The following is a 23,667-nucleotide window of genomic DNA, read 5'->3' on the forward strand; positions in this document are numbered from 1 at the left end:
TCACACAGGCTCTAGGCTACTGGAGTCCGCCGGATCCGCACCGCTGATTCCGCATGAGAATGCGGATTCAGCGCCCGCTTCAGCTGCGCAGCCACCCCTGCATCAGCTGCACAGCCAGTCCTGCATCAGCCGCGCAGCCACCCCCGCTTCAGCTGCGCAGCCAGTCCTTGACGAGGTCCGTGCTCTGCCCCAGTGCGGGCGGGGCGAGATCGTAGCTCGGCGGGGTCTCGGAGAGGCGGATCGGGTTGCTCACCGTGGGGATGACCCGGTCCCCGGTGCCCGCCTCGGCGATGGGATCAAGGCCGAGCCGGGCCGCGAGGTCGACGCCTTCGGCGATCGTGTTGATCGGGGCGCACGGCAGTCCGGCGGCCGAGAGCACCTCGAACCACTCCTGGTTCGTCCTCTGCGCGAGTGCCGCGACGAGGTAGGGCTCGAGTTCGGCACGGTTGACGTTGCGGTTCGCGGCCTGGGCGAAACGGTCGTCGGCGGCCCATTCGGGGTGGCCGAGCACCTCGGCGAGGAGGGCGAACTGGGTGTCGTTGCCGATGGCGATGATGATCTGGCCCTGCTTCGTCGGCATCGGCTGGTACGGGTAGAGGCTCGGGTGCGCATTGCCCATCGCCCGCGGCGTCACGCCGCCGGCGACGTAGGCCGAGGTCTGGTTCGCCAGCCCCGAGAGCGCCGAGGACAGCAGGTTCGTCTCGACGAGCTGGCCGACGCCCGTCTCCGCCCGGTGGACGAGGGCGGCGAGGATCCCGACCGTGGTGTGCAGGCCGGTGAACACGTCGACGATCGCGACGCCGGCCTTGACCGGGCCCGACTCCTCGGTGCCGGTGACGCTCATGAAGCCCGAGAGGCCCTGGATGAGCAGGTCGTAGCCGGGCTGCGGATTGTCGCGGCCGAACCCGGTGACGGAGGCGTAGACGATGCTCGGATTCGACTCGCGGACGGTCTCGTAGTCGAGGCCGTACTTGGCCAACCCTCCGGCCTTGAAGTTCTCGACGAGGACGTCGGCGCGGCGGGCGAGCTCCTGGGCGAGCGCAAGATCCTCAGGATCCTTGAAGTCGAGGACGACGGAGTGCTTGTTCCGGTTCGCCGTGAGGAAGTACGTCGCATCGTCCCCTCGCCGAGGCGGCGCCCAGTGACGGGTGTCGTCCCCGGTCCGGCCCTCGACCTTGATGACCGTGGCGCCGAGGTCGGCGAGCATCATCGTCGCGTAGGGACCGGCGAGGACGCGGGAGAAATCGGCGACGAGGATCCCGGACAGCGGCCCGGTCCCGCTTCTGGCGAAGAGCTCCTCGGCCCCTGCTGTGCTCCCCTGATCCACGTGCGACTCCCTTCGGCGCGAACTGCGTGGGCGTCCCGTTCGTCTCCATCGACCCGAACGTCGCCTATCCTCCGTCAGACTATACGGAAGGTCACCGCCTGCCTGCGGTGCGAAATCAGTTGCGCCCGCGCCGTCGCGGCTCGTTACACTCGGGAGCACAACCAGCACCGATCCCCGCCTGGGATCCCAGCACCATCGAAGGGGCAGACGATGACGTTCCACATGCCGGCCGAGACCGCCGCACACGACCGCATCTGGATGGCGTTCCCGTCCTCCGGCTACGCCCTGGGCACCTCGGAGGAGGAGGCCGAGGCGGCACGGACCACCTGGGCTGCCGTGGCGAAGGCGGCGCACCGGTTCACCCCGGTCACCGTCGTCGTCTCCCCGTCGCAGGTCGACCATGCCCGCCGCCACCTCGGCGAGGACATCGAGATCGTCACCGCGGAACTCGACGATGCGTGGATGCGCGACATCGGGCCGAGCTTCGTCATCGACGACGAGGGCCGGCTCGCCGCCGTCGACTGGGTGTTCAACGGCTGGGGCGCGCAGGAATGGGCGAAGTGGGACAACGACGAGCACATCGGCCGCTTCGTCGCCGACCGCGCCGAGGTGCCCGTGATCTCCTCGTCGCTGCGCAACGAAGGCGGCGGCATCCACGTCGACGGGCAGGGCACGGTGCTCGCGACCCGCAGCGTCCAGCTCGATCCGGGTCGCAACCCCGGCCTCACCGAGGCGGACGTCGAGGCCGAGTTCGCGCGCACGATCGGGGCGAAGAAGGTCATCTGGCTCGACCGCGGCCTGCATCGAGACAACCAGACCTTCGGCACCCGGGGGCATGTCGACATCGTCGCGACGATGCCGAGCCCGGGCGTCGTCCTCGTCCACGACCAGCGCAACCCCGACCATCCCGACTATGCGCTCAGCCAAGAGGTCAAGGAGCTGTTCGCGAACGAGACGACCGCCGACGGCAAGCCCTTCGAGGTCGTCCCGATTCCGGCACCGGAGATCCTCGAGGACGAAGAGGGCTGGGTCGACTACTCCTACGTCAACCATCTCGTGACGAACGGCGGAGTCATCGCGTGCACCTTCGACGATCCGATGGACGCCGAGGCGAAGGCGATCCTCGAGACCGTCTACCCGGGTCGCACGGTCGTCGGCGTCGACGCCCGCGAGCTCTACGCCCGCGGCGGCGGCATCCACTGCATCACGCAGCAGCAGCCGAGCCTCTGAGCGGCGTCGCCGCCGGTGCTCGCGGTGCCGGCGGCGCCGTTCGGGGTGTCGGCAACCCAGTTCGCGGTGGCACCGGCGGTGTTCGGGGCGTCGCCGACGCTTCGCAGAGCATCGCCGACACGCGGGCGATAGCGGTCAGGGGACTTGCCGTGACGCGGTTCGACCGATATGAGGGAAACCGGGCACACGAGCATCATCGTTCGTCCAGAATCTCGGTATAGGCTGGTGGTCCAGGACACATTCCGTCCCTCACAGCAGTCGACGCAGCAGAGGAGAGCACGACCATGAAGAAGCGATTGATTCTCCTGGCCGGACTGGGAGTCGGGTACATCCTCGGCTCGCGCACCGGCCGTCAGAGCTACGAGAAGCTCAAGGCACAGCTGCAGGAGCTGTGGACCGACCCGAAGGTCCAGGAGACCGTCGACAAGGCCAACCAGTCGATCCGCGAGAAGGCTCCGGCCGTCGCCGATGCCGTGCAGTCAGCGACCGACAAGGTCACCGCCGCGGCACAGGAACTCGACGGCGACGAGGACACAGGCACCTCTGAGGCCTCGGGTTCGGCGTCCGGATCGACGTCGGGGTCGACCACCGGATCCGGTTCGTCCGCGACCTCGGCCGGTGGTGCCGCAACGAGCACAGTGCCCGGATCGACCTCCGGGGCGAGCACTTCGGCGACTTCCAGATCTGGCACTCCCGCGCAGAAGCCCGCCGCTGCGAAGACGACCGACTCGAAACCGGCCCCTGCGAAGCCCGCTGGCTCGACGCCGAAGTCGGCCGATGCCAAGCCCGCCGCTTCGACGCCGAAGCCTGCCCCGAAGCCGACGCCGGCACCCAAGAAGGCCCAGGACGTCATCACCGATCCGTCACGGTCGATCGAGGACGAAGGACCGACCACCTCGGCGACGAACTGAGGCCCTGTGCCCCGGCAGCACTCCTGTGACTGAGCCGCAGGACTCCTGCGGCTGAGCGGGCCGAACCTGACAGCGGCCGTCCCGATCGGGACGGCCGCTGTCGTCGTCTGGTCGAACCCCTGCGACGCAGCCTCTACAGCAGCGAGCTCGTCAGCCTCGCGACGTTCTCGATGTACTTCTTCCGCAGAGGCCGGTTCCGCCAGGACTCGGCGTCGAGTTCGACGGAGTTCGGCGCGTACTCTTCGGCCTCGAGCGCGTACATCCGCGCCGTGAACTCCTTGTCGACGATGAACATCGTCACCTCCATGTTCATCGCGAACGACCGCTCGTCCATGTTCGAGGACCCGACGATCGAGACGTCGTCGTCGATGAGCAGGAACTTCGAGTGGAGCACGGTCGGGGCGTGGTACATGAAGATCCGCACGCCCGCCCGGACGAGCTCGTCGTAGTACGACTGCTGGGCCCGGTGGGTGAGCCAATGGTCGCTCGTCTCACCGACGTAGAGGCGCACGTCGACTCCCGACCGCGACTCGGTCGTCAGCGCATGGAGCAGCGACTCATCGGGGACGAAGTAGGGCGAGCACACGACGACCGTGCGGTTCGCGTTGTAGATGAGGTGGTTGAACAGCCGCAGGTTGTTCTCGTCCTCGAAGCCGGGACCCGACGGCACGACCTGAGCCATCGCTCCCCCGCGCTGCGGCGCTCTGAGTTCGAGACGGGCCGCCTCGTCGAAGAGCTCATCCGTCTCCGAATACCAGTCGGTGGTGAACACCGCATCGAGCTCGTCGACGACGGGACCCGTGCACTCGAGCATGAGATCCTTCCACTGGAAGCCCTTCCGCAGGTTGCGACGCTTGTTGTACGAACGGTCGATGATGTTCTGCGAACCGGTGAACGCCACAGTGCCGTCGACGACGAGGATCTTGCGGTGATTGCGCAGGTCAGGGCGTTGGTATTCGCCTTTCCACGGACGGATGGGCAGGGCCCGGCGCCACGGCACACCGGATGAGTCGAGCCTCTTGACCAGCTCCGAGTAACCCGGATAGCCGATCGACCCGAGGTGGTCGATGAGGATCCTCACCCGCACCCCGCGGGCATGCGCGGCGAGCAGGGACTCGAAGAGCCGCCTCGTCGTACCGTCGATCGCGACGATGTAGAACTCGAAGTGGACGTAGTCGTGGGAGGCGTCGATGGCGTCGGCCATCGCGTTCATGCACTCATGGTTGTCGGTGTGGAGTGCGAATTCGTTGCCGTGCGTCATCGGCAGGGCGCCGAGGTCGAAGTTGAGCAGGGCCGAGGTGAGCAGCGGTTCCGACAGGTGGCTGTGGTCGCCGATGATCGCCTGGTCGTTCGACTCCTCGCGGATGATGTCGTTGATCAGCGTCTGCTTGTCACGCCGCCGCTTGGGCAGCTTCGAGGACCCGAGGAGGAGGAAGACGAGCAGACCGACGTAGGGGATGAGGAAGATCGCGAGCAGCCAGCCCAGGGCGACGGACGGTCGGCGATTGTGCGGAATCCAGCCGAGCGCGACGATGCGGATGAGGAGATCGACCAAGACCAGGATGACGATCAGCCAGTTCGGCCAACCGTGGTCGACGGTGAAGAGGGGATAGATCTCCACGCCGCTCGCTTTCGTCCCTCCGGTCCTCGCCGGATGCTCTGCCGCTGTCCGTCCTCATCGTATCGTGCCCGGCCACACCTGGTGTGGGACCTCTGCTGCGGCGACCGATCACCTCCTCATCGACGCTCGGCCTGGGCTCGTGGGGGAACCTCGGTCTGCTCCCCTGATCGCTGCCGAAGTCAGGCGGGCACGATAATGGAGGCCAGACCATATGTCCCCCGACCGAAGGTGCCGCCACGATGAGCGTCGATCCGACCACCGTTCCCATCCGCCCCGCCGTGAGCGTGATCATGCTCCGCGACGGCGGCGAGGGGCTCGAGGTCTTCGTCCAGCACCGGGTCTCGACGATGGACTTCGCCGCCGACGCCGTCGTCTTCCCCGGCGGTCGAGTCGATCCGGTCGACTCCGAGGCGGCGAACGGCATCGAAGTCGCCGATCCCGAGGTCCACGTCGACGCGTGGAAGGAGTCGACGATCGCCGAGGCGGATGCCGGCTGGCGCGTCCTGCTCGCCGCAGCAGTGCGTGAGGTCGCCGAGGAGACCGGGGCCGTCCTCGACCCGTCCCTGCTGCGACCGTGGGCGAACTGGGTGACCCCGCTGGGCCAGCCGAAGCGCTTCGACACGTACTTCTACATCGTCTCCGCCGAGGAGGCGGACGCGCCCCGCCATCTCACCACCGAGGCACATACGAGCGAATGGCTGCCGGTGACGTCGATCCTCGCCTCCGCGGCGGCCGGTGACCTCATGCTCATGCGTCCGACGTTCGTCCTGCTCAGCGAGCTCGCACAGTTCGATTCGGCAGCCGTGGCGACAGCCGGTGAGCGGACCATCGATGTCATCCGCCCCGAGCATCCGGAGCATCAGGAACGCTGAGCACGGCAGCGTCGCTCGGCCGTCAGCGGCTCTCAGCCGCCAGCGCCGCCCAGCCGTCGACGTCGCTCAGCTGTCAGCGTCTGCCCGGTTGTCGGCGTCCGCGCGAATGTCAGCGGCGGGCGCGCAGTTCGGCGAGCCGGCTCTCGACGACGCGTCGCTGCTCATCCGATCCGAGGAGTTCGGACAGCGCCTCCTGTTCGGCGTCGAGGCCGACCTCGAGCGGTTCGGCGTACGAGAGGTCGACGAGGCGCTTCGACCAGACGAGGGAGGTGCGGGACTTCGCCGCGATCTCCGCGGCAAGCTCGAGAGCCCGGGCGACCGGGTCGTCGGCGAGCTCTTCGACAAGGCCGATCCGCTGGGCTTCGACACCGCCGATCGCCTCTCCGGTGACGATGAGCTTCTTCGCCATTCCCGGGCCGACGAGGCGCGGCAGCAGCTGAGTGCCGCACATATCGGGGATGATGCCCCACTTGATCTCCATGAGGGAGAACTGCGAGTCCGGGGCGGCCACGCGGATATCGGCGCCGAGGGCGATCTGCATGCCGCCGCCGAGCGCCGGGCCGAGGACAGCGGCGATGACGGGCACCTCGACGAGCGACCACACGTGGACGGCCTTCTGGGCGAGCGCCCGAGCCGCACCGAGCCGGTCTCCGACATCGACGCCTCCGGGACCCGCCTCGGCGATCCGGGCCATCTCGGACAGGTCGAGGCCGGCGCTGAACGCGCGGCCCCGACCGGAGATGACGACGGCGCGGACCTCCGGGTCTTCAGCGAGCGTCAGCCCCGCCTCGACGAGGTCTTCGAACACCTCATGGGTAAGGGAGTTGAGCTTCTCGGCACGGTCGATCTCGACGTGGGCGACGCCGTCGCGGGTCTCCCAGACGACGGTTCGGTGTGCGGCGTGGGGCATCGGTGCTCCTCAGGAAGGTGATGATCGGTGGCGTTGAGTGAACCCTACTAGGACGACGACGGCGGCGAGGGAGGTCACGCACATGACGACGACGCCCGGCCACGCGTAGTCGGTGAAGAGGACCGCGGACAGCCACGCGCCGAGGCTTGTGCCGAGGTAGTAGACGGTGAGGTAGATGGCGGCCGAGCGCGTCGTGTCGACTCCCGGTCGGGCGGCGCTCGCTGCGGCCGATGCGCCGGTGTGCCCGAGGAAGAACCCGCCGGTGAGCAGCGACATGCCGATGACGATGACGGGCAGGGAGTTGACCAGGGTGAGGACGGCGCCGATGATCGCGACGACCATGCCGATAAGGGTGAGCCGGGTGCGGGTGAAGCGCAGCGCGAGGCGGCCGTAGTAGGTCGTGACGACGGTGCCGACGAGGTAGATGAGGAAGAAGAGGGCGACGGCGCCTTCGCTGAGCTGCCAGGGATCGCGCTGGAGTCGGGAGCCGAGCATCGTGAAGGATCCGCCGAAGACGATCATGCAGAGGAAGCCGGTGAGGTAGATCGCCCACAGTCCGTGGCTCAGGGGGATGGGTGATCGCCGAGGCTGTCCCTCGTGTGCGACACGGCGTTTCGGGGCGGTGGTGGTGAGGTCACGGCGCAGCAGCCAGACGACGATGAGTCCGAGGGCGAGGGAGACGGCTGCGGTGAAGGCGAGGCCGCCGTGCCAGCCGAGGACTTCGGCGGCGAGTCCGGTGAGCAGTCGGGAGCTCAGTCCGCCGATCGTGTTCCCGGCGATGTAGACGCCGATCGCCCCGGGCAGTGCGGACGGGGAGAGGCGCAGGGAGAGGTAGGCCATGGCTGTGGCCGGCACCGAGGCGATCGCGATGCCCTGGAGGAAGCGGACGGCGATGAGGAGTTCGGCGCTCGGCATGAACGGGAGGATGAGCGCGAGGACGGCGGCGACGATGACGCCGGCGGCGATCTGGCGTGCGTGCCCGATGCGGGAGGCGAGCAGGGAGAAGGGGATGAGGAAGCAGGCCATGGCCACGTTCGTCGCCGAGACGGTGAGACTGGCGGTGGGTGCGTCGATCGAGTAGGCCTCGCGGATCGCGGGGATGAGGCCCTGGGTCTCGTAGAGGACGAGGAAGACCGCGACTCCGGCAAGGAAGACTGCGACGACGGTGCGCCGGTCGCTCGTCGCGTTCGGCTCGCCGTCGGTCATGAGGCTCACGGTATGCCTCGAGCGGCGGCGGACTCAAACCGGTCCGCAGGGCGAGTCGGGGAAAGCCCACACTGCCGCGACGATCACGGGTCGAAGAGCGTGTCGATGATCTGCTGAGCGATGAAGCGCGCGTGCAGGATGGGTTTTCGCTCGGGATCGATCGAGGCAGGGGGCACCCAGGCCGGTCGTCCGTCGATGAGCATGATCGCGTGCCAGTCGGAGTGGTCGATGAGGTGATGGTGGGCACCGCAGGCGAGCGTGAGGTTGTTGATGTCGGTGCGGCCCTCGTTGGCCCACGGCACGATATGGTGCACTTCGCACCACCCCGGTGGAGAATCGCACCCGGGGAACGTGCATCCCTGGTCACGGGCCGTGATGACGGCCGTCTGCTTCTCGTCGGCGAAGCGCCTCTCGGTCGCGACCTGCACCGTCTTCGCCTGGTCGCTCATGAGGTGGAAGAAGACACGTCCGTTGAGGCCCGAAGAAGTGAGTTCCTGCATGGGCACCGGGTTCTCCGTGCCGGTCTTCCCCCTTCCCGTGCTTGCGGCGAGGTCTTCGGCCTTGGCCGTGACCACGAGGGAGTAGCGTGCACCCGAGTTGGGCCGCGTCATCTCGATCTTGCCGACGAGGGAGGCGAAGCGTTCGTACATCCACCGCCTCGCCGAGGGCTGAGCGTCGACGGTGCTCACCTGGGTCCCGTCCTCGTGGACTCCGTAGGCGGCGGTGCCCTCGATCGGCTGCCCGCGTCCGTCGAGGGCGGCACCGCTGCCGTCCTGAGCGAACATCGGGGCGTCGAAGCGCTGTCCCGAGAGAACCGCGTCGAAGACCTCGAACGCGTCGGCTCCGTCTGCTGCCGCGAGATCGTCGGCCGCAGAGACTCTGCCTGCTGCGGCCGAGCCGCCCGGTGCCGTAGAGCCGTTTGCTGCGCTGGAACCGTCAGCCGCCGCAGCACCATTCGACACCGCACCGCCGGCTTGTTCCGCGCCGGCCTGCGACCCGGTGCCGCCGGTCTTCGCGTCCTTGGTGCGGCACGACTCGATCCTCGAAGTGAGGAGTCCGTTGAGGAGACCGCCGGTGATCGGGTCGAGGCGGCCGGACAGATCCCAATCGCCGTTGCGTCGAGCCTTGAGGTGCACACAGTAGTCGTCGCGGTCTCGTGACTCCGAAGGTTCCTTGCCGTCCGGGTCGATGATGTCGAGCATCCGCTGGAAGATCTCCCTGATGTCCGACACCCGCACCTTGCGCGCTTCGCTGACAAGCTTCGCCTCGGTCTCCGCACGGAGTTCGGCGCTGACCCAGGTCGGCAGGCGCTTCATGCACTCGGCGATGACCGATGCCTGCCCTTCGGAGAGCATCCCGTCGTGCAGCCCGTTCGCGACCGTCGGATTGAGCGGCGGCATCGCCTGCCCGGTGATGTCGACCCGACCGCCGAAGTTCTTCGCGAGTTCGGTGCGACGATTCGCTTCCGCTCCAGTAAGGCCGAGACGGTTCTGAATGAGCGACTTCGTCGTCTTGGCCCCGAAGTCAGTCGGGGTGCCGACACGCTCGAAGACGGCCAGGGTCACCGCGAACAGCGACCGATTGACGCGGTCGAGCGCCTCGAGGGCGTCGGTGAGCATGACTGCTTCCTCCGGCCCCATCGGCCGTTCGAAGGTGCGCAGCTCCTCGTTGAGCGTCGTGAGCCCGGTGATGCCGTCGAGCACCTCAGGGGCGAACCGTGAGAGCGCCGACCATTCCTCGTCACTGATCATCGAGTGTCGACTCAGGCGCCTGGTGTCCGGCATCGTCGCGGGTTCCGCGCCGTCTGCCTCGGGCAGGTTCGTTCCGGTCGGATCCGCATCGTCGACGCGCGGCCTGTCCATAGACGATTCGCCGCAAGCAACCTCCTCGGGCTCCACGCCGACAACCTCTCCGGGCTCCTCCTCGAGCAGGTCGTCGGACACCGCAGGGATCTCCTCGAACCGGTCCGCGAGGCTGTGGCCGGTGAGATCGAAGCCGGCATCCCTGAGCTGATCGAACATCGACGGCTGGTCGAACGTTGACGACCGGTCGTCCGCGCGCTTCGCTCGGCGCGACCCCCGACCCGGCGCACCCCTCCCCCTGCGCGGCCCCGAGGCACGACTGTCGTCGCCTGGGTGCTGCCTGTCCGGGGTGAGTGTCATGACTCCTGATCCGCCTGCCAACGTCTGTGTTGTTGGTCCGATTCTACTCCTTGAATGTGATCTGCACAATAGTCTGTTCCCAATTTATTCGATCTTTCTTCCACTCTGAATTCGTTCACTCGACACTTCAGTGGACGCAAGAGCATCGCCGCAGGTGACGAACCTGGTTCCCCGCCCTTCCGCCGTCGGAACACGTAATCTTCATCGGGCCGCCCCACCGCGAACCGGGCGGCACCCGTGAATTCCCCCAGTTCACGTGAACTCAGGGCGACCTTTCCTGAAATCACCGCCTCGGCGGTCTAGGCTCGGATGCGAGCACATCAGCCGGCTGCGATCATTCGGCCGCTTTCGACCCCCGCTGCCGCTGAGGGCAGCGGACGGTCGGTCCCGCCGACGACGAACAGAGTTCGCCGCCGAACGGAACCGCCGGCACGTGCACGAGAGAACCCCGCGCAATCCAAGGAGACGCAATGGCAGGTCAGCTCCCCATAGTTCGCTTGGTCACCGGCGAGACGACAGGACAGCGCGTTGCGCGCATCGCCGCTGCCGCCTCGGCGGTCGGACTCGGCGCACTCGCCGCCTGGGACCTGACGCAGAAGAAGCACGCGATCCTGCGCAACTACCCCATCGCCGGCCATGCCCGCTTCCTCCTCGAGTCCATCCGCCCGGAGATCCAGCAGTACTTCATCGAACGCAACTGGGACGGCCGCCCCTTCAACCGGGACACCCGCACGACGATCTACGAACGCTCGAAGGGCATCCACTCCGAGCAGGCCTTCGGCACCGAACGCGACGTCTCCCGCACCGGCTACGAAGCGCTCATGCACTCGACCGCGCCGATACCCAACTCGCCCGCCCCGCCCCGGATCACCGTCGGCGGCAAGGACTGCACGCAGCCGTACGACATCTCGCTGCTCAACGTCTCCGCGATGAGCTTCGGCTCGCTCAGCGACAACGCCGTCCGGGCGCTGAACAAGGGCGCCGCGATGGGCGGCTTCGCCCAGGACACCGGCGAAGGCTCGATCTCGCCCTACCACCGCGAATTCGGCGGCGACCTCATCTGGGAGCTCGGCACCGGCTACTTCGGCGCCCGCACCCCCGAAGGCGACTTCGATCCGGACAAGTTCGCCGAGAAGTCACGCGACCCGCAGGTCAAGATGGTCTCCCTCAAGCTCTCCCAGGGCGCGAAGCCCGGCATCGGCGGGGTGCTGCCGGCGGCGAAGGTCACCGAGGAGATCGCGAAGATCCGCGACGTCCCCGTCGGCAAGGACTGCATCAGCCCACCGAACCACAAGGTGTTCTCGACCCCGATCGAACTCCTCCAGTTCATCGCGAAGATGCGCGAACTCTCCGGGGGCAAGCCCGCCGGGTTCAAGCTCTGCGTCGGTTCGCGCACGGAGTTCCTGGCGATCTGCAAGGCGATGATCGAAACCGGGATCACCCCGGACTTCATCATCGTCGACGGCTCCGAGGGCGGCACGGGCGCGGCACCGCTCGAGTTCGAGGACAACGTCGGCCTCCCGCTTACCCAGGGCCTCATGATCGTCCACAACGCCCTCGTCGGGGCGGGGCTGCGCAACGAGATCAAGATCGGCGCCTCGGGCAAGGTCGCAAGCGGATCCGACATCATCAAACGCCTCATCCAGGGTGCGGACTTCACGAACTCCGCCCGCGCGATGATGATGGCCGTCGGCTGTATCCAGGCCCAGGCCTGCAACACCGGCAAGTGCCCGGTCGGCGTCGCCACCCAGGACCCCCGGCGGGCGCGGGCGATCTACGTCCCCGACAAGGCCGATCGGGTGCGCAACTACCACGACGGCACCGTCGCCGAGGCGATGCGCATCATGGCTTCGATGGGTGCCGCCGAACCCAGCGAACTCGAACCGACGATGCTGCGCCGCAACCTCTCCCCGTCCGAGTCGTGGTCGTACGCCCGCCTCTACGACTGGCTCGAACCCGGCGAGCTCCTCGGCGACGCCCCCGCGGACTGGGCAGCCGACTGGGCCGCAGCCCGCGCGGACACGTTCCGCATCCCCCGCGGACACAGCCGCTGACCGTGGCCACGATCGTCCTCACGCATTCGGCGCTCGGCAGGACGCCCGGGATCGATTGCATCGCCGACTCCTACCGAGACCGCGGGCACACGGTCATCGCCCCCGACATCTACGACGGGCACACCTTCACCACCGCCGAGGCGGGGCTGGCCCATTCGTGTACCGTGGGCTTCCGCACCCTCGTCGACCGGGTGACCGCCTCCAGCCGTGACTTCGACGGTCCGCTCGTGTTCGCCGGCCTGTCCCTGGGTGCCGCGATCTCCCAGCAGATGGGCAAGAACGACGAGCGTGCCGCAGGCGTCCTCCTCTTCCACGGCGGCGGTTTCCCCGCACCCACCCGGTGGCAGTCGCATGTGCCTCTCCAGGTCCACTTCGCCGTCGACGACGTCTGGCGGGATGCGGACAACGTCGACACGCTGCTCGCCTCGGCCCGAGACGCGGGCGCCGCCGCCGAGGGCTTCCTCTACCCCGGATCATCACACCTGTTTAGCGACCCGGAATCCGAGGACTTCGAGCCGGAGAGCGCCGCCGTCCTCCGCAACCGAGCGCTGAGCTTCCTCGCCGAGGTCGATGCCCGTACCGCGGGACGGTAGACCCGAGGTCGATGCCCGTACCGCGGGACGGTAGACCCCGGTCGACGCCGCACTGCGCGGCAGCAGACGCGCTGACGACGACCGCACCACGGGACGCTCGACTCACTGTCGACGCCCGCGCCCTGGAAAGCCGGCCACGCCCGCACTGCGGGACGGCCGACCACCACCGAGGTCCGCATCGCGGGACACCACACGGACCGGAAGGGCTCACCGCGAAAGAACAACGGCCCCTTCGCCGCCTCCCACACCGAGAAGACCGCCGAAGCCCGCACCGGGAAAACAGCAGTCTCGCCTCCGACATCCACACGAAGACGCCGGAATCCGACCTCTGAAGTGCGCATTCCGTCGTAAGGGCCCCTGTCACGACGCACCTGCTCCTCGCTCACCCGAGAGTTCACCGACCCGACGCCGGAGAATTTCCCAGAACTGGGGTTACATTCAGCGGCACTTGTCATACTCTGGAATGAAAATTCCATACAGATGAGCGACTGTCCCAGGCACTTCGGACGAGGTCACCTCCACGTCCGTCGTTCCACGGCACCGTCCCCGATGCGCTGATCCCCGACCGCCCCTCACGGCCGGACTCAACGAGTCCACGTGCGCGGACTCATCGACCCCCGCGTGCGACACCCATCGCCGACCCGCCCCTGCCGACAGCGACGACCCTCGCGTTGCCGGAAATCCCCCGACAGTCGGAGCGTTCCCTTGACCAGGGAACGCTCCGCTGCCCGACATGTCGTCTCGTGCACACCCGAGAAGGATCCCCATGCTCCCCGCCCGTCCCGGAACATCTGCTCTCCGCACCACCGTCGAGAGTCCTCGGCAGACACCGTCGTCTGCCTTCGTCCCACAGACCCCCTGTCGCGATCCCCGACCCGCCGTCGGAGCCACCGATGGATGAGAAGGGAAGACGAATCGTGTCCGCGCTCGATGCGGCCGGCGCCGCAGCTCCCGGGCCCCCTGTCCCTCAGCCCGCCGTCCCCGTCCCAAGCGACTCCGCATCCCCGCCGAGGCGGTCGTCGGCTCTGTCCGAGAACGGCCCCGGGGGCGCGTCCCCGGGGTGGAGGGTCGCCGCAACGGGCTTCCCGAGCGTGCCCTTCCGGGCCCGCCGCCACCCCGGACCGCGACGCTGAACCCCGCCGAGGTGCTCGTCGGCATCGGCTGAGTCACCCGCGGCCGATCCGCCTGCGGCCGGCCCGCTCGCCCGCGGCAGATCGACGCGCGGCCGCGCAACTCACTCGCGCCAGGCGTCACCCTGCAGACGCAGCCGCACCGGGTCGACGCGGGCGAGTCGCCTGACGCTGTCCTCGCCGAGTCCGGTCGCGACGAGTTCGCTCACGGCTTCGACGAGTGCGAGCATCGGTGCGAGCGTGTCCGCGGGACCCGAGGCCCTGACATCGGCCGTGAGCACATGGTCGGCCAGCGTCGCCGCCGGTGAGAGCCAGAGATCGGTGAAGACGAGCGTCGTCAGGCCGAGCTCCTTGCCGATCCGGACCACCTCGGCGAGGGTCGGATCGTAGCGTCGGACGTCGAAGGCGACGAGGATGTCCCCGCGCCCGAGGTCGATGAGCTGGGACGCCGCAAGCAGCGGGGACGACGACAGCCGCGTCACCCGCGGCCGGGCAGGGGCGAGCTGCGCGTGGAAGATGTCGGCGATGTAGCCGGTGTACGTGGACCCGGCGAGCGCGAGCGTCCGCTTCGTCTGCACGAGCAGCGCGACGGCCCGATCGAGTTCGTCGCCGATGACGGAGTCGAAGGTCTCGTCGATGCCCGCATGGTAGCCCTGACGTGCGGCATCGAAGACCGGTTCGTCGCCGGGCACCCGGACCTGGGCCTGCGAGAGGTTCGAGGCCTCCCGCTCCCTCATCTCGACCTTGAGCGCCTCCTGCAGTCCCCGATACCCGTCGAAGCCCAGGGTGCGGGCGAAGCGCACGACCGAGGGGGCGCTGACTCCGGCGGCCCCGGCGAGATCGGCGATGGGTTCGAGTCCCGCGAGCGGATAGGAGGCGAGGATCGCCCGTGCGATCTTCCTCTCGGCGGGCGTGAGGCCCGGCATCGCCGAGCGCATCCGCACGGAGACTCTCGGGGTGCTGTGTGCGTGATCGTGTCCGCCGGAGACCTGCTCACGCCCGTTGACCATCGCACCAGCATAGCCATCCCCGCACTCGGCTCCGCGACGAGCCGTCATTTCATGACGAGGCCGTTGTCGACGATGAGGTTCTGACCCGTCACCGCACGTGAGCCGGGTGAGGCGAAGAAGACAACCGCCGAGGCGAACTCCTCCGGAGTGGTCACGTGCCCGAGCGCCGAGGCCTCGGCGATCCCGTCGAAGACCTCCTCCGGGGTCGCCGCCGAAGCGTCGGTGGTGCGCAGGAGTCCCCCGGAGACCATATTCACCCGCACCCCGATCGGGCCGAGGTCACGGGCGAAGGTGCGGGTGAGCGACAGCAGCGCCGCCTTCGCCGCGGTGTAGTCGTGATAGGGCACGACCGGGTTCTGCACGAGGTTCGTGCCGATGTTGATCACGCGCCCCGATCCGATCTCCCGGAACCCGTGCATGGCCGCCTGGATCGTGTTCATCGCCGCCCCCACGGTGCCGCGGAACTGCAGGGCGAGGTCCTCCCAGTCGATCTCGTCGGCGGGCTGCCGGTCGTCGCCGTTGAACGTGTAGTCGAGCAGGGCACTGTTGACGACGGTCGAGACCGGAGTGCCGAACTCGGCCTGCGCGGCCTCGAACATCGCATCGACGGCCCGGTCGTCGGTGACGTCGGCCTCGATCGCCGCGGCACGACCGCCCCGGGCCCGGACCGCCTCGGCGAGTTCCTCTGCGGCATCGGCGGAGTACCGGTAGTTGATGACGAGCGAGGCACCCACATGGGCGAAGGCCTTCGCGATCGCCGCCCCTACCCCGCGGCCGGCTCCGGTGACGAGGACGAGCTGCTGGTCGAGGGGCATGGCCGCTGTCGTGAAGGCCTGGGCGTTGCTCATCGGGATTCTCCTTCGAATTCCGGGCGGTGGGCTCGTCCCCAGCTTACCCACGAGACCGCGCCGCGGAGGCGCTGAGACCCATCTTCTGCAGGCCCGTGCGGGACAAGCCATAGAATAGGACAAGAACACTGTTGTCCATCCTGCAAGGAAGTCCCTATGAGCGCGATCGGCGCCAGCATTTCCATCGGAGTCCTCGCGGCCGTCGTCGTCATCCTCATCTACCTTCTCGCCGCGAGGGTCGGGAAGTGGCAGCCCGCCCCCGAATACCGGGCAGCAGGCGCCCAACCGCAGGGATACAACCAGCAGGGCTATGGCCAGCAGGGCTACGGACAGCAGGGGTACAACCAGGCTCCGCCGCGCCGCCGCGACCTGCGCGGCTACAGCGCCGACGAGGCCGAGACCCGGGTGATGCCGAGCGCCGACGAGGCGAAGGCGACGACGGCCGAGCTGACCCAGAACATCGCCTACTCCGGCCGGATGATCGAGCAGAACCGCCGTGCGGCCACCTCGTCCTCGGGCGACACGATCGCCGTGTTCACCTACATCCTCGGCGCCGGCCTCCTCGCCGCGATCGCGTTCGTCTTCTTCAACAACCTGCTCCTGCCCGCCACCGTCGGCGCCCTCGTCGGCGCGATCATCTGCGTCGCCCTCGCCGCGACCTACACGATCAAGTCCCTCGACTTCTGGCCGGACAATTCGACGATCTCGATCATCAACCTCGGCGTGGCCCTGGCAGCAGCCCTGGTCATGTACATCGGGGCCTCGCGGACCGAACGCGACCGGATGACGCTCAACTCGATCATGGACTCCTTCGAACCCCTGCCCTTCAGCGAAGGCTTCTCCGGTTTCGCCGCCGCCGTCGTCGACCGGGTCGTGAAGTTCTTCACCGACTACGGCTTCCTGGGCTTCGTCTTCCTCCTGTTCATGGCCATCGGCTGCATCATCGTCTTCACGCTCGCCGCGAAGTCCCTCATCGACGTCATGGACTGGCGGATCTTCGTCCAGTTCGGACGCAATGTCACCGACCGCCCGATGCCCTACCGCCGGGCCGAGCGGTTCCAGTCCTCGAAGGTCTCCCACACCGTGACCTCGATCGTCCTCGCCCTCATCGCCGTGCTCTGCGCCACCGGGCTGCTCTACGATGCGTTCACGTGGTTCACGCGCTGAGCCCGCGCCACCGGGGGCACGGGACCGCGTGAGCCGGATCACCGCTGAGAACGATCTCAGCAACTGCGCGCTAGGATGGTCCCCGGACTTCCTCCGGCCTGCCGCGCCCACCCAGTGCGGCAGGGCGGCCCAGGCAGACGTCGACGAACGACCCGAAAAGGGATGAGAACCTCAATTGGCGAACGGCAACGCAACTTTCCGGCACTCGAATGTGGCGCTTCTCGGTCTGGCCGAGATCGTCGCCCCGAACGTAGTGACCTCACACGAATTCGACGAGCGCCTCGCCGATACCCTCACCACCCTCGGCCTGCCCACGGGTCTCCTCCAGCGTGTGGCCGGGGTTGAGTCCCGCCGCAACTGGGATCAGCCCAGCGATTTCGTCGCCGGTGCCGTCGCCGCCGGCGGCAAGGCCCTCGCCGAGGCGGGGGTGGAGCCGGGTGCCATCGGGCTGATGGTCAACACCTCGGTGACCCGGGAGCACTTGGAACCGTCTGTGGCCGTCGGCGTCCACGCCGGGATCGGCCTGGGCCCGCAGGCGATGAACTTCGACATCGCCAATGCGTGCCTCGGGTTCGTCAACGGCATGACCCTGGCCGCGAACATGATCGACGCCGGCCAGATCGACTACGCCCTCGTCGTCGCCGGCGAGGACGCCTCCCGCGTCCAGGAGGCCACGCTGCGCCGCCTCACCCGCGACGGCATCACCCGTGAGGAGTACCTCAACGAGTTCGCCTCGCTCACCTTGGGCTCCGGCGCCTCCGCCGCCGTCCTCGGACCCGCGGACAAGCACCCTGAGGGCCACCGCATCCTCGGCGGGATCACCCGGGCGGCCACCCAGCACCACGAGCTCTGCGTCGGCGACCACAATGGGATGTTCACCGACACGAAGGGCCTGCTGGCCGGGGGCATGGAGCTCGTCGTCGCCGCGTGGGAGGAAGCCCACGAGACCGGCTGGGACTGGCGGAACATGGACCGCTACGTCATGCACCAGGTCTCCGACGTCCACACGAACTCGATCACGAAGGCCGCGGGCCTCGATCCCGAACGGATCCCCGTGACCTACCCCGAGCTCGGCAACGTCGGGCCCGCCTCCCTGCCGATCACGCTCAGCCGTGAGGTCGAGACGCTCAAGCGCGGCGACCGGATCCTGTGCATGGGCGTGGGATCGGGGCTCAACACCGCCATGACCGAAATCGAGTGGTAGAGGATCGGATGAAGCACCCTGCACGGCCGGCAACGACTCCCCCGACGCTGCCCGAGTGGGATCCCGCTTGGTCCCGGATCGTCACCGCCGCCACCGCCGACGGCCCGCATGACTTCCATGTCCTCGACACCCTGAGCGCGCTGCGCGCCGAAGGCCTCGAGCCGGCGGGCACGATCCTCGCCCTCCACGGCAACCCGACCTGGTCGTACCTGTGGCGCAGGCTGGCCGCCGCGACCCTCGCCTCCGCCCGTGCCGGCGGCCGCGCCTGGCGTCTCATCGCCCCCGACCAGCTCGACATGGGCTTCTCCGAACGTCTGCCCCATGCGGGTCTGCCCACTCCCTCCGGCGCCGAGGTGCGCCGCATCTCCCAGCGCATCGCCGACTTCGACGCCGTTGTCACTCCCCTCCTCGCCGAGGCGACCGGCGGTGCCGAGGCCGCCGCCGTGACGTCTGCGTCGGGTGCGGCCGACAGCGCCGATCATCCCGTGGTGACGATCGGCCACGACTGGGGCGGAGTGCTTTCCCTGGGCTGGGCCGCCCGGAACCGGGACTGGGTCGATGCCGCGATCAGCCTCAACACGGCCGTCCACCAGCCGGAGAACGCGCCCATCCCGGCGCCGCTGCGGGCCACGCTCGCCGGGCCCATGCTGCCGACGGCCACGGTCGTCACCGACGGCTTCCTGCGCGTGACGCTGCGCCTCGGCGATCTCGACCCGCAGGTGCGGGCCGCGTTCCGCGCCCCCTACGAATCGGCGGACCTGCGCCACGGCATCGGCGGGTTCGTCGCCGACATCCCCGTCAACGAATCCCACCCCTCGTATGCGGAGCTTCAGCGCATCGGTGAGGACATCGCCGCCTTCGACCGCCCGGCGCTCCTCGTGTGGGGACCGAAGGACCCGGTGTTCCTCGAACGCTACCTGCGCGATCTGCGGCAGCGTCTGCCGCAGGCCGACGTCCACCGCTTCGAACTCGGGTCGCACCTCGTCAGCGAGGACTTCGACGTGCCCGGCCTCGTCCTCGACTGGCTCGACGTGCAGTTCCCCGCCGAGGGGCGCTCGAGCGGGGACGCCCCAGCGCCGGTCGGCGCATCCCCGACCGCGGCCCGCCCGGTCACCGCGATCCTCGACGCCCGCCGCGACGACGAGACGATCGCCTCGGTAGACTTCTCGAAGGACCCCGCCCAGCAGATCACGTGGCGTCACCTCTGGCACGTCACCACGGCCATCGCCCACGGCCTGCGGGACCTCGGCGTGCGCCCTGGCGACCGGGTCTCGATGCTCGTCCCGCCCGGCAACAACCTCACCGCAGCGCTCTACGCGTGCCTGAAGATCGGCGCGGTCGCCGTCGTCGCCGACGCCGGACTCGGCCCCCGGGGCATGACCCGGGCCGTCACCTCGGCGGATCCGCAGTGGATCATCGGCGAACTGCCCGGACTCGGCCTCGCCCGTGCCTTCGGCTGGCCCGGACGGCGCATCTCCGTGTCCCCGCTCGGGCCGGTGCAGCGGAGGATTGTCGCCGCCGAGACGAGCCTGACCGAACTCGCACGCACCCCGATCTTCGGGGATCCGCCCACCCCCGGACCGGACGACGACGCCGCGATCCTCTTCACCTCAGGGTCGACGGGCCCGGCGAAGGGTGTGCGGTACACGCACGGCGACATCGCCGCCCTCGCCGCGGTGCTCACCGACGTCTTCGACGTCCGTGAGGGCACCGGTCTCGTCGCAGGCTTCCCGCCGTTCGCGCTGCTGGGACCGGCGATCGGGGCCACCTCGGTGACACCGGACATGTCCGTGACGAAGCCGAAGACGCTCACGGCCACGGCGATCGCCGAGGCGATCATCGCCGGCAGCGCGACCATGGTCTTCGCCTCCCCCGCCGCGTACCGCAACGTCGCCGCGACCGCGGGCGAACTCGACGCCGCCCAGCGCGCGGCGTGTGCGGGCGTCGAGCTCGTCCTCTCCGCCGGCGCACCCGTCCCGCTCGAGCTCATGGAGTCCATCGCCGAGGTGTTCCCGAACGCCGCGATCCACTCGCCGTACGGGATGACCGAAGGGCTGCTGCTCACCGACATCGACTCCGCCGGCGTCGCGGCGGCCGCGGCCGGGGACGACCTCGGCGTGTGCGTGGGCACCCCGATCGACGGGGTCGAGCTCGCCCTCGCCCCGATCGACGGTGATGGCACAGCGGCCGCGGAGCTGCTCCAGGGCACGGCGGCGCAGGGCCGCCTCGGCGAGTTCGTCGTCAGTGCCGCGCACCTGCGCTCGGGGTACGACAACCTCTGGCGCACGACCGCTGATGCCGGGCGCGACCGCCTCGGCGGGCTCTCGTGGCACCGGACGAACGACATCGGGCACATCGACGATGAGGGGCGGGTGTGGCTCGAGGGCCGGCTGCAGCATGTCGTGACGACCCCGCGCGGGCCGGTCGGTCCCGGTGGGCTCGAGGCGCTCATCGACTCCGATTCCGAGGTCAGCCGCAGTGCCGTCGTCGGCACCGGGCCGGTGGGGACGCAGGCGCTCGTCGCGGTCCTCGACGCCGAGGGGACTGCACTCTCTGCAGGGCTCGCCCCGCTCGACCTCACGGCGCGGCTGCGCGCTCTCGTCGCCGAGACCGGGCAGGATCTTGCGGCCGTCCTCGTCGCGCCGAGCTTCCCGACCGACATCCGCCACAACTCGAAGATCGACCGGTCGCGGCTGGCCGAGTGGGCTGAGACGGTGCTCACCGGCGACGGTGTGCCCCGCCGCGTCTGAGGCCCGCGCCGTCGTCGCGCCCCCTGCCGTTCGATCCCGGACCGTCCCCGAAACGACTGAGGAGACCACCATGCAGATCACCGTCACCGGCGCCTCCGGCCTGCTCGGGTCGTCCGTCGCCCGTGCACTCGTCTCCAGAGGTCACACCGTCACCACCCTGCAGCGGCGTCCGTCCGGGGTCGAGGGCGCCCGCGATGTGCTCGGCACCGTCACGGATCCCGCGGCTGTCGCCGAGGCGGTCGCGGGCGCCGAGGCGATCGTCCATCTGGCCGCGAAGGTCTCGATGATGGGTGATCCCAGCGAGTTCGAGGCTGTCAACATCGGCGGCACCGCCACCCTCGTCGAGGCCGCGCGCGCCGCCGAGGTGCCCCGGTTCGTCCACATCTCGTCGCCGTCGGTCGCGCACACGGGTGAGTCGATCGTCGGCGACGGTGCAGGACCGGCTTCGCCTGAGCATGCGCGCGGCGAGTACGCCCGGACGAAGGCGGCCGGTGAGCTCATCGCCCTGGGCGCGGACTCCGCGGACTTCCGGGTCCTCGTGCTGCGCCCGCACCTCATGTGGGGGCCCGGGGACACGCAGCTGACCGAGCGGGTCATCGACCGGGCCAAGGCCGGGCGGATGCCGGTGCTCGGGTCCGGGGCGGCACTCGTCGACACGCTCTTCGTCGCCAACGCCGTGGACGCGATCGTTGCGGCAGTTGCCGCGGTCGATGAGACCCATGGTGAGGCGCTCGTCGTCACGAACGGTCAGCCGCGGCCGATCGGCGAGCTGATGTCGCGCATCGCGATCGCCGGCGGAGCCGCCGAGCCGCGGCTGCGCATCCCCGTCGGACCCGCCCTGGCCGCAGGGGCGGTCGTCGAGCGGGTGTGGGCGCTGGGCGATCACGACGACGAACCGCCGCTGACGCGGTTCCTCGCCGAACAGCTCTCGACCGCGCACTGGTTCGATCAGCGCAGGACGCAGGAAGTGCTCGGCTGGACGCCTCGGGTGAGCATCGAGGACGGTCTGGAGATCCTCGCGGCCCACTACGCCGGCTGACCGACCCTGTTGCGCGCGATTCCGGCCGTGCGCGTTCCCGGTCGGTGCGGCACTCGAATCCTCGGCACAGGTTGTCCCTGCACAATGGGTTCATGACCGCGACACGGTCGTCTCCGGTCGTCCTGCTCGCAGGCGTTCCCGGGGCCGGCAAGACCGAGACCCTCAGGGAGATCAAACGCCGTGCGCCGTGGCTGCGGGTCTCCGATCCTGAGCCCGTGCGCGACTGCCTCCGCCGCATCCTCCCCTGGGTGCCGTACGCGGTGGCGCGCCCATTCGTCCACACCATCGCCCACATCGCGGCGTTCTGCCGCATCCTTCGCCGAGGCGGTCCCCCGGTCGTCGTCCACGACCCGGGAACCCGCCGGTGGAGTCGGCTCCTGATCTCGGGGCTCGCGCATGCGGCCGGCCGTGATGCCGAAGCTGTCTACATCGACGTCGGTCATGAGGCTGCACTGCGCGGTCAGGAGAGGCGTGGCAGGGTCGTGCGCAGACCCGCTTTCGACCGGCACTGGCGCCGGTGGACCGAGCTGCGGGCGCGCATCGTCGCCGGTGAGGGGCTGGGCACGGGTGAAGGATGGTCGCGAATTGCGCTCACGACGAGGGATCGCGCCGTCGATGATGTCCTCGCCCTGATCGCAGGTGCCCGCCGGTAGCGCGCGAGCGCGGGGTGGACGAGTTGCGCCAACGGCTGCAGAGGTTCCGGCTGCTCCGTGGTCGAGCCGCTGCCGGGGTCGGCAGCTGCCGAACCTGAACCGGCCGCCGACTTCGGCCGACGGTTCGATGACGTTGGTCGCCTAGTGCGAGCGCCCCTCGTCGCCGGAGGCGGACTCCGACCGCGACTTCTCGTCGTCGAGGGCGTCGATGGACACGCCGGGCTCACCGACCGGCGGGGACTCGAGCGACGACCCCTGTGCCGAATCGTCGCGGGACTCGTCACGGACCTCGCTTTCGCGTTCGGCGGCTTCTCTCGCGTGATCGGGTTCGACCTCGTCGACTGCCGAGGCGTCGGCCTCGGCCCGCTCCGCCTCCTTGGCATCTGCAGCCCGTTGTGTCGCGGTGTCGTCCGGCTGGGGCTCATCTTCGGCAGGCACGGCTGCGTCATCGGCCGACTGCGTCGCTGACCCGTCCGCGAGTTTTCCCTCCGCCGCCGGAACCGCACCTGTCGCTGCCGCAGCAGATCCCGCGGCGGCTGACCCTGGAGCGGCCGTGGCGCTCGGCCCCGGGCTCGCCGCGCTCTTCCCGTGACTTCCCTCGCCTCGGGTGTCCGCCTCGGTGCGCTCGGAGTCCTCCGACCCCACCGCGGTCCCGTCACCGGTCTCGGGACTCACCCCCGCCTCGGCGGCAAGACGGGCACGCCGCTCCGCACGGGCCTGCGCACGCTCCTCCTCGCTCATCTTCGGCTTCGCCGGCACCCCGTCATGCTGGCTGGGACGCACGGTCTCCCAGATGAGGAGAGTGATGACCATGGTGACGCCGACGATCCCGCCCATGAGCAGCGAACCCCACGGCCGCGGCATCGAGAAGAGATCCGCGAACGCGTTGACGACGAAGAGGGCGACGATTCCGATGATGAGGGCGATCAGATAACGCATCCTCCCATTGTGCCCGGGAACCGACCCCGATGCCGGGAGCC

At 69.1% G+C, this 23,667-nt stretch carries 18 protein-coding genes; 10 read left to right on the forward strand and 8 right to left on the reverse strand.

What is annotated here, in order from left to right:
- Positions 1 to 148: 148 nt before the first annotated feature.
- Entirely contained in the window at positions 149 to 1,327 is a 1,179-nt protein-coding gene (locus tag AACX88_RS01245; protein ID WP_339391274.1) for a CaiB/BaiF CoA transferase family protein, read from the reverse strand.
- Between the two features lie 210 nt (positions 1,328 to 1,537).
- On the opposite strand from AACX88_RS01245, the gene AACX88_RS01250 reads away from it, so the two are divergent.
- Together AACX88_RS01250 and AACX88_RS01255 are read left to right on the forward strand one after the other, a co-directional pair.
- Entirely contained in the window at positions 1,538 to 2,557 is a 1,020-nt protein-coding gene (locus AACX88_RS01250) for an agmatine deiminase family protein (protein ID WP_339391276.1), read from the forward strand.
- Between the two features lie 284 nt (positions 2,558 to 2,841).
- Positions 2,842 to 3,468, forward strand: a complete 627-nt coding sequence (locus AACX88_RS01255) for a hypothetical protein (RefSeq protein ID WP_339391277.1) — start codon at positions 2,842 to 2,844, stop codon at positions 3,466 to 3,468.
- A gap of 133 nt (positions 3,469 to 3,601) precedes the next feature.
- Here AACX88_RS01255 and cls read toward each other — a convergent pair whose 3' ends face one another.
- Positions 3,602 to 5,089, reverse strand: a complete 1,488-nt coding sequence (gene cls / locus AACX88_RS01260; protein WP_339391278.1) for a cardiolipin synthase — start codon at positions 5,087 to 5,089, stop codon at positions 3,602 to 3,604.
- A 239-nt stretch (positions 5,090 to 5,328) separates the two neighbouring features.
- On the opposite strand from cls, the gene AACX88_RS01265 reads away from it, so the two are divergent.
- On the forward strand, positions 5,329 to 5,961 hold the full coding sequence (locus AACX88_RS01265; protein WP_339391279.1) for an NUDIX hydrolase: 633 nt from the start codon (positions 5,329 to 5,331) through the stop codon (positions 5,959 to 5,961).
- Positions 5,962 to 6,070: 109 nt separating this feature from the next.
- Here the strand turns inward: AACX88_RS01265 and AACX88_RS01270 are convergent, their stop codons facing one another.
- The 3 genes from AACX88_RS01270 to AACX88_RS01280 all read right to left on the reverse strand — a co-directional run bounded on the left by AACX88_RS01270 (position 6,071) and on the right by AACX88_RS01280 (position 10,098).
- Entirely contained in the window at positions 6,071 to 6,871 is an 801-nt protein-coding gene (locus AACX88_RS01270; protein WP_339391280.1) for an enoyl-CoA hydratase-related protein, read from the reverse strand.
- Between the two features lie 9 nt (positions 6,872 to 6,880).
- Positions 6,881 to 8,077 carry an MFS transporter gene (locus AACX88_RS01275; protein ID WP_339391281.1) on the reverse strand — a complete coding sequence of 399 codons (1,197 nt, stop codon included), beginning with the start codon at positions 8,075 to 8,077 and terminating at the stop codon, positions 6,881 to 6,883.
- Positions 8,078 to 8,160: 83 nt separating this feature from the next.
- Entirely contained in the window at positions 8,161 to 10,098 is a 1,938-nt protein-coding gene (locus AACX88_RS01280) for a DUF222 domain-containing protein (RefSeq protein WP_339391282.1), read from the reverse strand.
- 611 nt (positions 10,099 to 10,709) lie between these two features.
- On the opposite strand from AACX88_RS01280, the gene AACX88_RS01285 reads away from it, so the two are divergent.
- Entirely contained in the window at positions 10,710 to 12,293 is a 1,584-nt protein-coding gene (locus AACX88_RS01285) for an FMN-binding glutamate synthase family protein (protein ID WP_339391283.1), read from the forward strand.
- 2 nt (positions 12,294 to 12,295) lie between these two features.
- Entirely contained in the window at positions 12,296 to 12,886 is a 591-nt protein-coding gene (locus AACX88_RS01290) for a dienelactone hydrolase family protein (RefSeq protein ID WP_339391284.1), read from the forward strand.
- A 1,234-nt stretch (positions 12,887 to 14,120) separates the two neighbouring features.
- Here AACX88_RS01290 and AACX88_RS01295 read toward each other — a convergent pair.
- Positions 14,121 to 15,026, reverse strand: a complete 906-nt coding sequence (locus AACX88_RS01295; RefSeq protein WP_339391285.1) for a MurR/RpiR family transcriptional regulator — start codon at positions 15,024 to 15,026, stop codon at positions 14,121 to 14,123.
- A 44-nt stretch (positions 15,027 to 15,070) separates the two neighbouring features.
- Positions 15,071 to 15,874, reverse strand: coding sequence for a 3-oxoacyl-ACP reductase (locus AACX88_RS01300; protein WP_339391286.1), 804 nt, complete (start codon positions 15,872 to 15,874; stop codon positions 15,071 to 15,073).
- Between the two features lie 156 nt (positions 15,875 to 16,030).
- Between AACX88_RS01300 and AACX88_RS01305 the strand changes: the two genes are divergently transcribed.
- The 5 genes from AACX88_RS01305 (at position 16,031) to AACX88_RS01325 (ending at position 22,687) form a co-directional block, all read left to right on the forward strand.
- The gene (locus AACX88_RS01305; RefSeq protein ID WP_339391287.1) at positions 16,031 to 17,041 is read left to right on the forward strand and encodes a hypothetical protein; all 1,011 of its coding nucleotides are present in this window, start codon (positions 16,031 to 16,033) and stop codon (positions 17,039 to 17,041) included.
- Positions 17,042 to 17,216: 175 nt separating this feature from the next.
- Positions 17,217 to 18,245 (forward strand): 3-oxoacyl-ACP synthase III, encoded by a 1,029-nt coding sequence (locus tag AACX88_RS01310; RefSeq protein WP_339391288.1) that lies wholly within the window; start codon positions 17,217 to 17,219, stop codon positions 18,243 to 18,245.
- 8 nt (positions 18,246 to 18,253) lie between these two features.
- Complete coding sequence (locus AACX88_RS01315) at positions 18,254 to 20,995, forward strand: alpha/beta fold hydrolase (protein ID WP_339391289.1); 2,742 nt, start codon at positions 18,254 to 18,256, stop codon at positions 20,993 to 20,995.
- Positions 20,996 to 21,065: 70 nt separating this feature from the next.
- Positions 21,066 to 22,034 (forward strand): NAD-dependent epimerase/dehydratase family protein, encoded by a 969-nt coding sequence (locus AACX88_RS01320; RefSeq protein WP_339391290.1) that lies wholly within the window; start codon positions 21,066 to 21,068, stop codon positions 22,032 to 22,034.
- Between the two features lie 92 nt (positions 22,035 to 22,126).
- Positions 22,127 to 22,687 carry an AAA family ATPase gene (locus AACX88_RS01325; RefSeq protein ID WP_339391291.1) on the forward strand — a complete coding sequence of 187 codons (561 nt, stop codon included), beginning with the start codon at positions 22,127 to 22,129 and terminating at the stop codon, positions 22,685 to 22,687.
- A 141-nt stretch (positions 22,688 to 22,828) separates the two neighbouring features.
- On the opposite strand, the gene AACX88_RS01330 is transcribed toward AACX88_RS01325, so the two are convergent.
- Entirely contained in the window at positions 22,829 to 23,626 is a 798-nt protein-coding gene (locus AACX88_RS01330) for a prolipoprotein diacylglyceryl transferase (RefSeq protein ID WP_339391292.1), read from the reverse strand.
- Positions 23,627 to 23,667 lie beyond the last annotated feature (41 nt).

The organism is Brevibacterium metallidurans (assembly GCF_037101285.1).
Lineage (GTDB): Bacteria > Actinomycetota > Actinomycetes > Actinomycetales > Brevibacteriaceae > Brevibacterium > Brevibacterium metallidurans.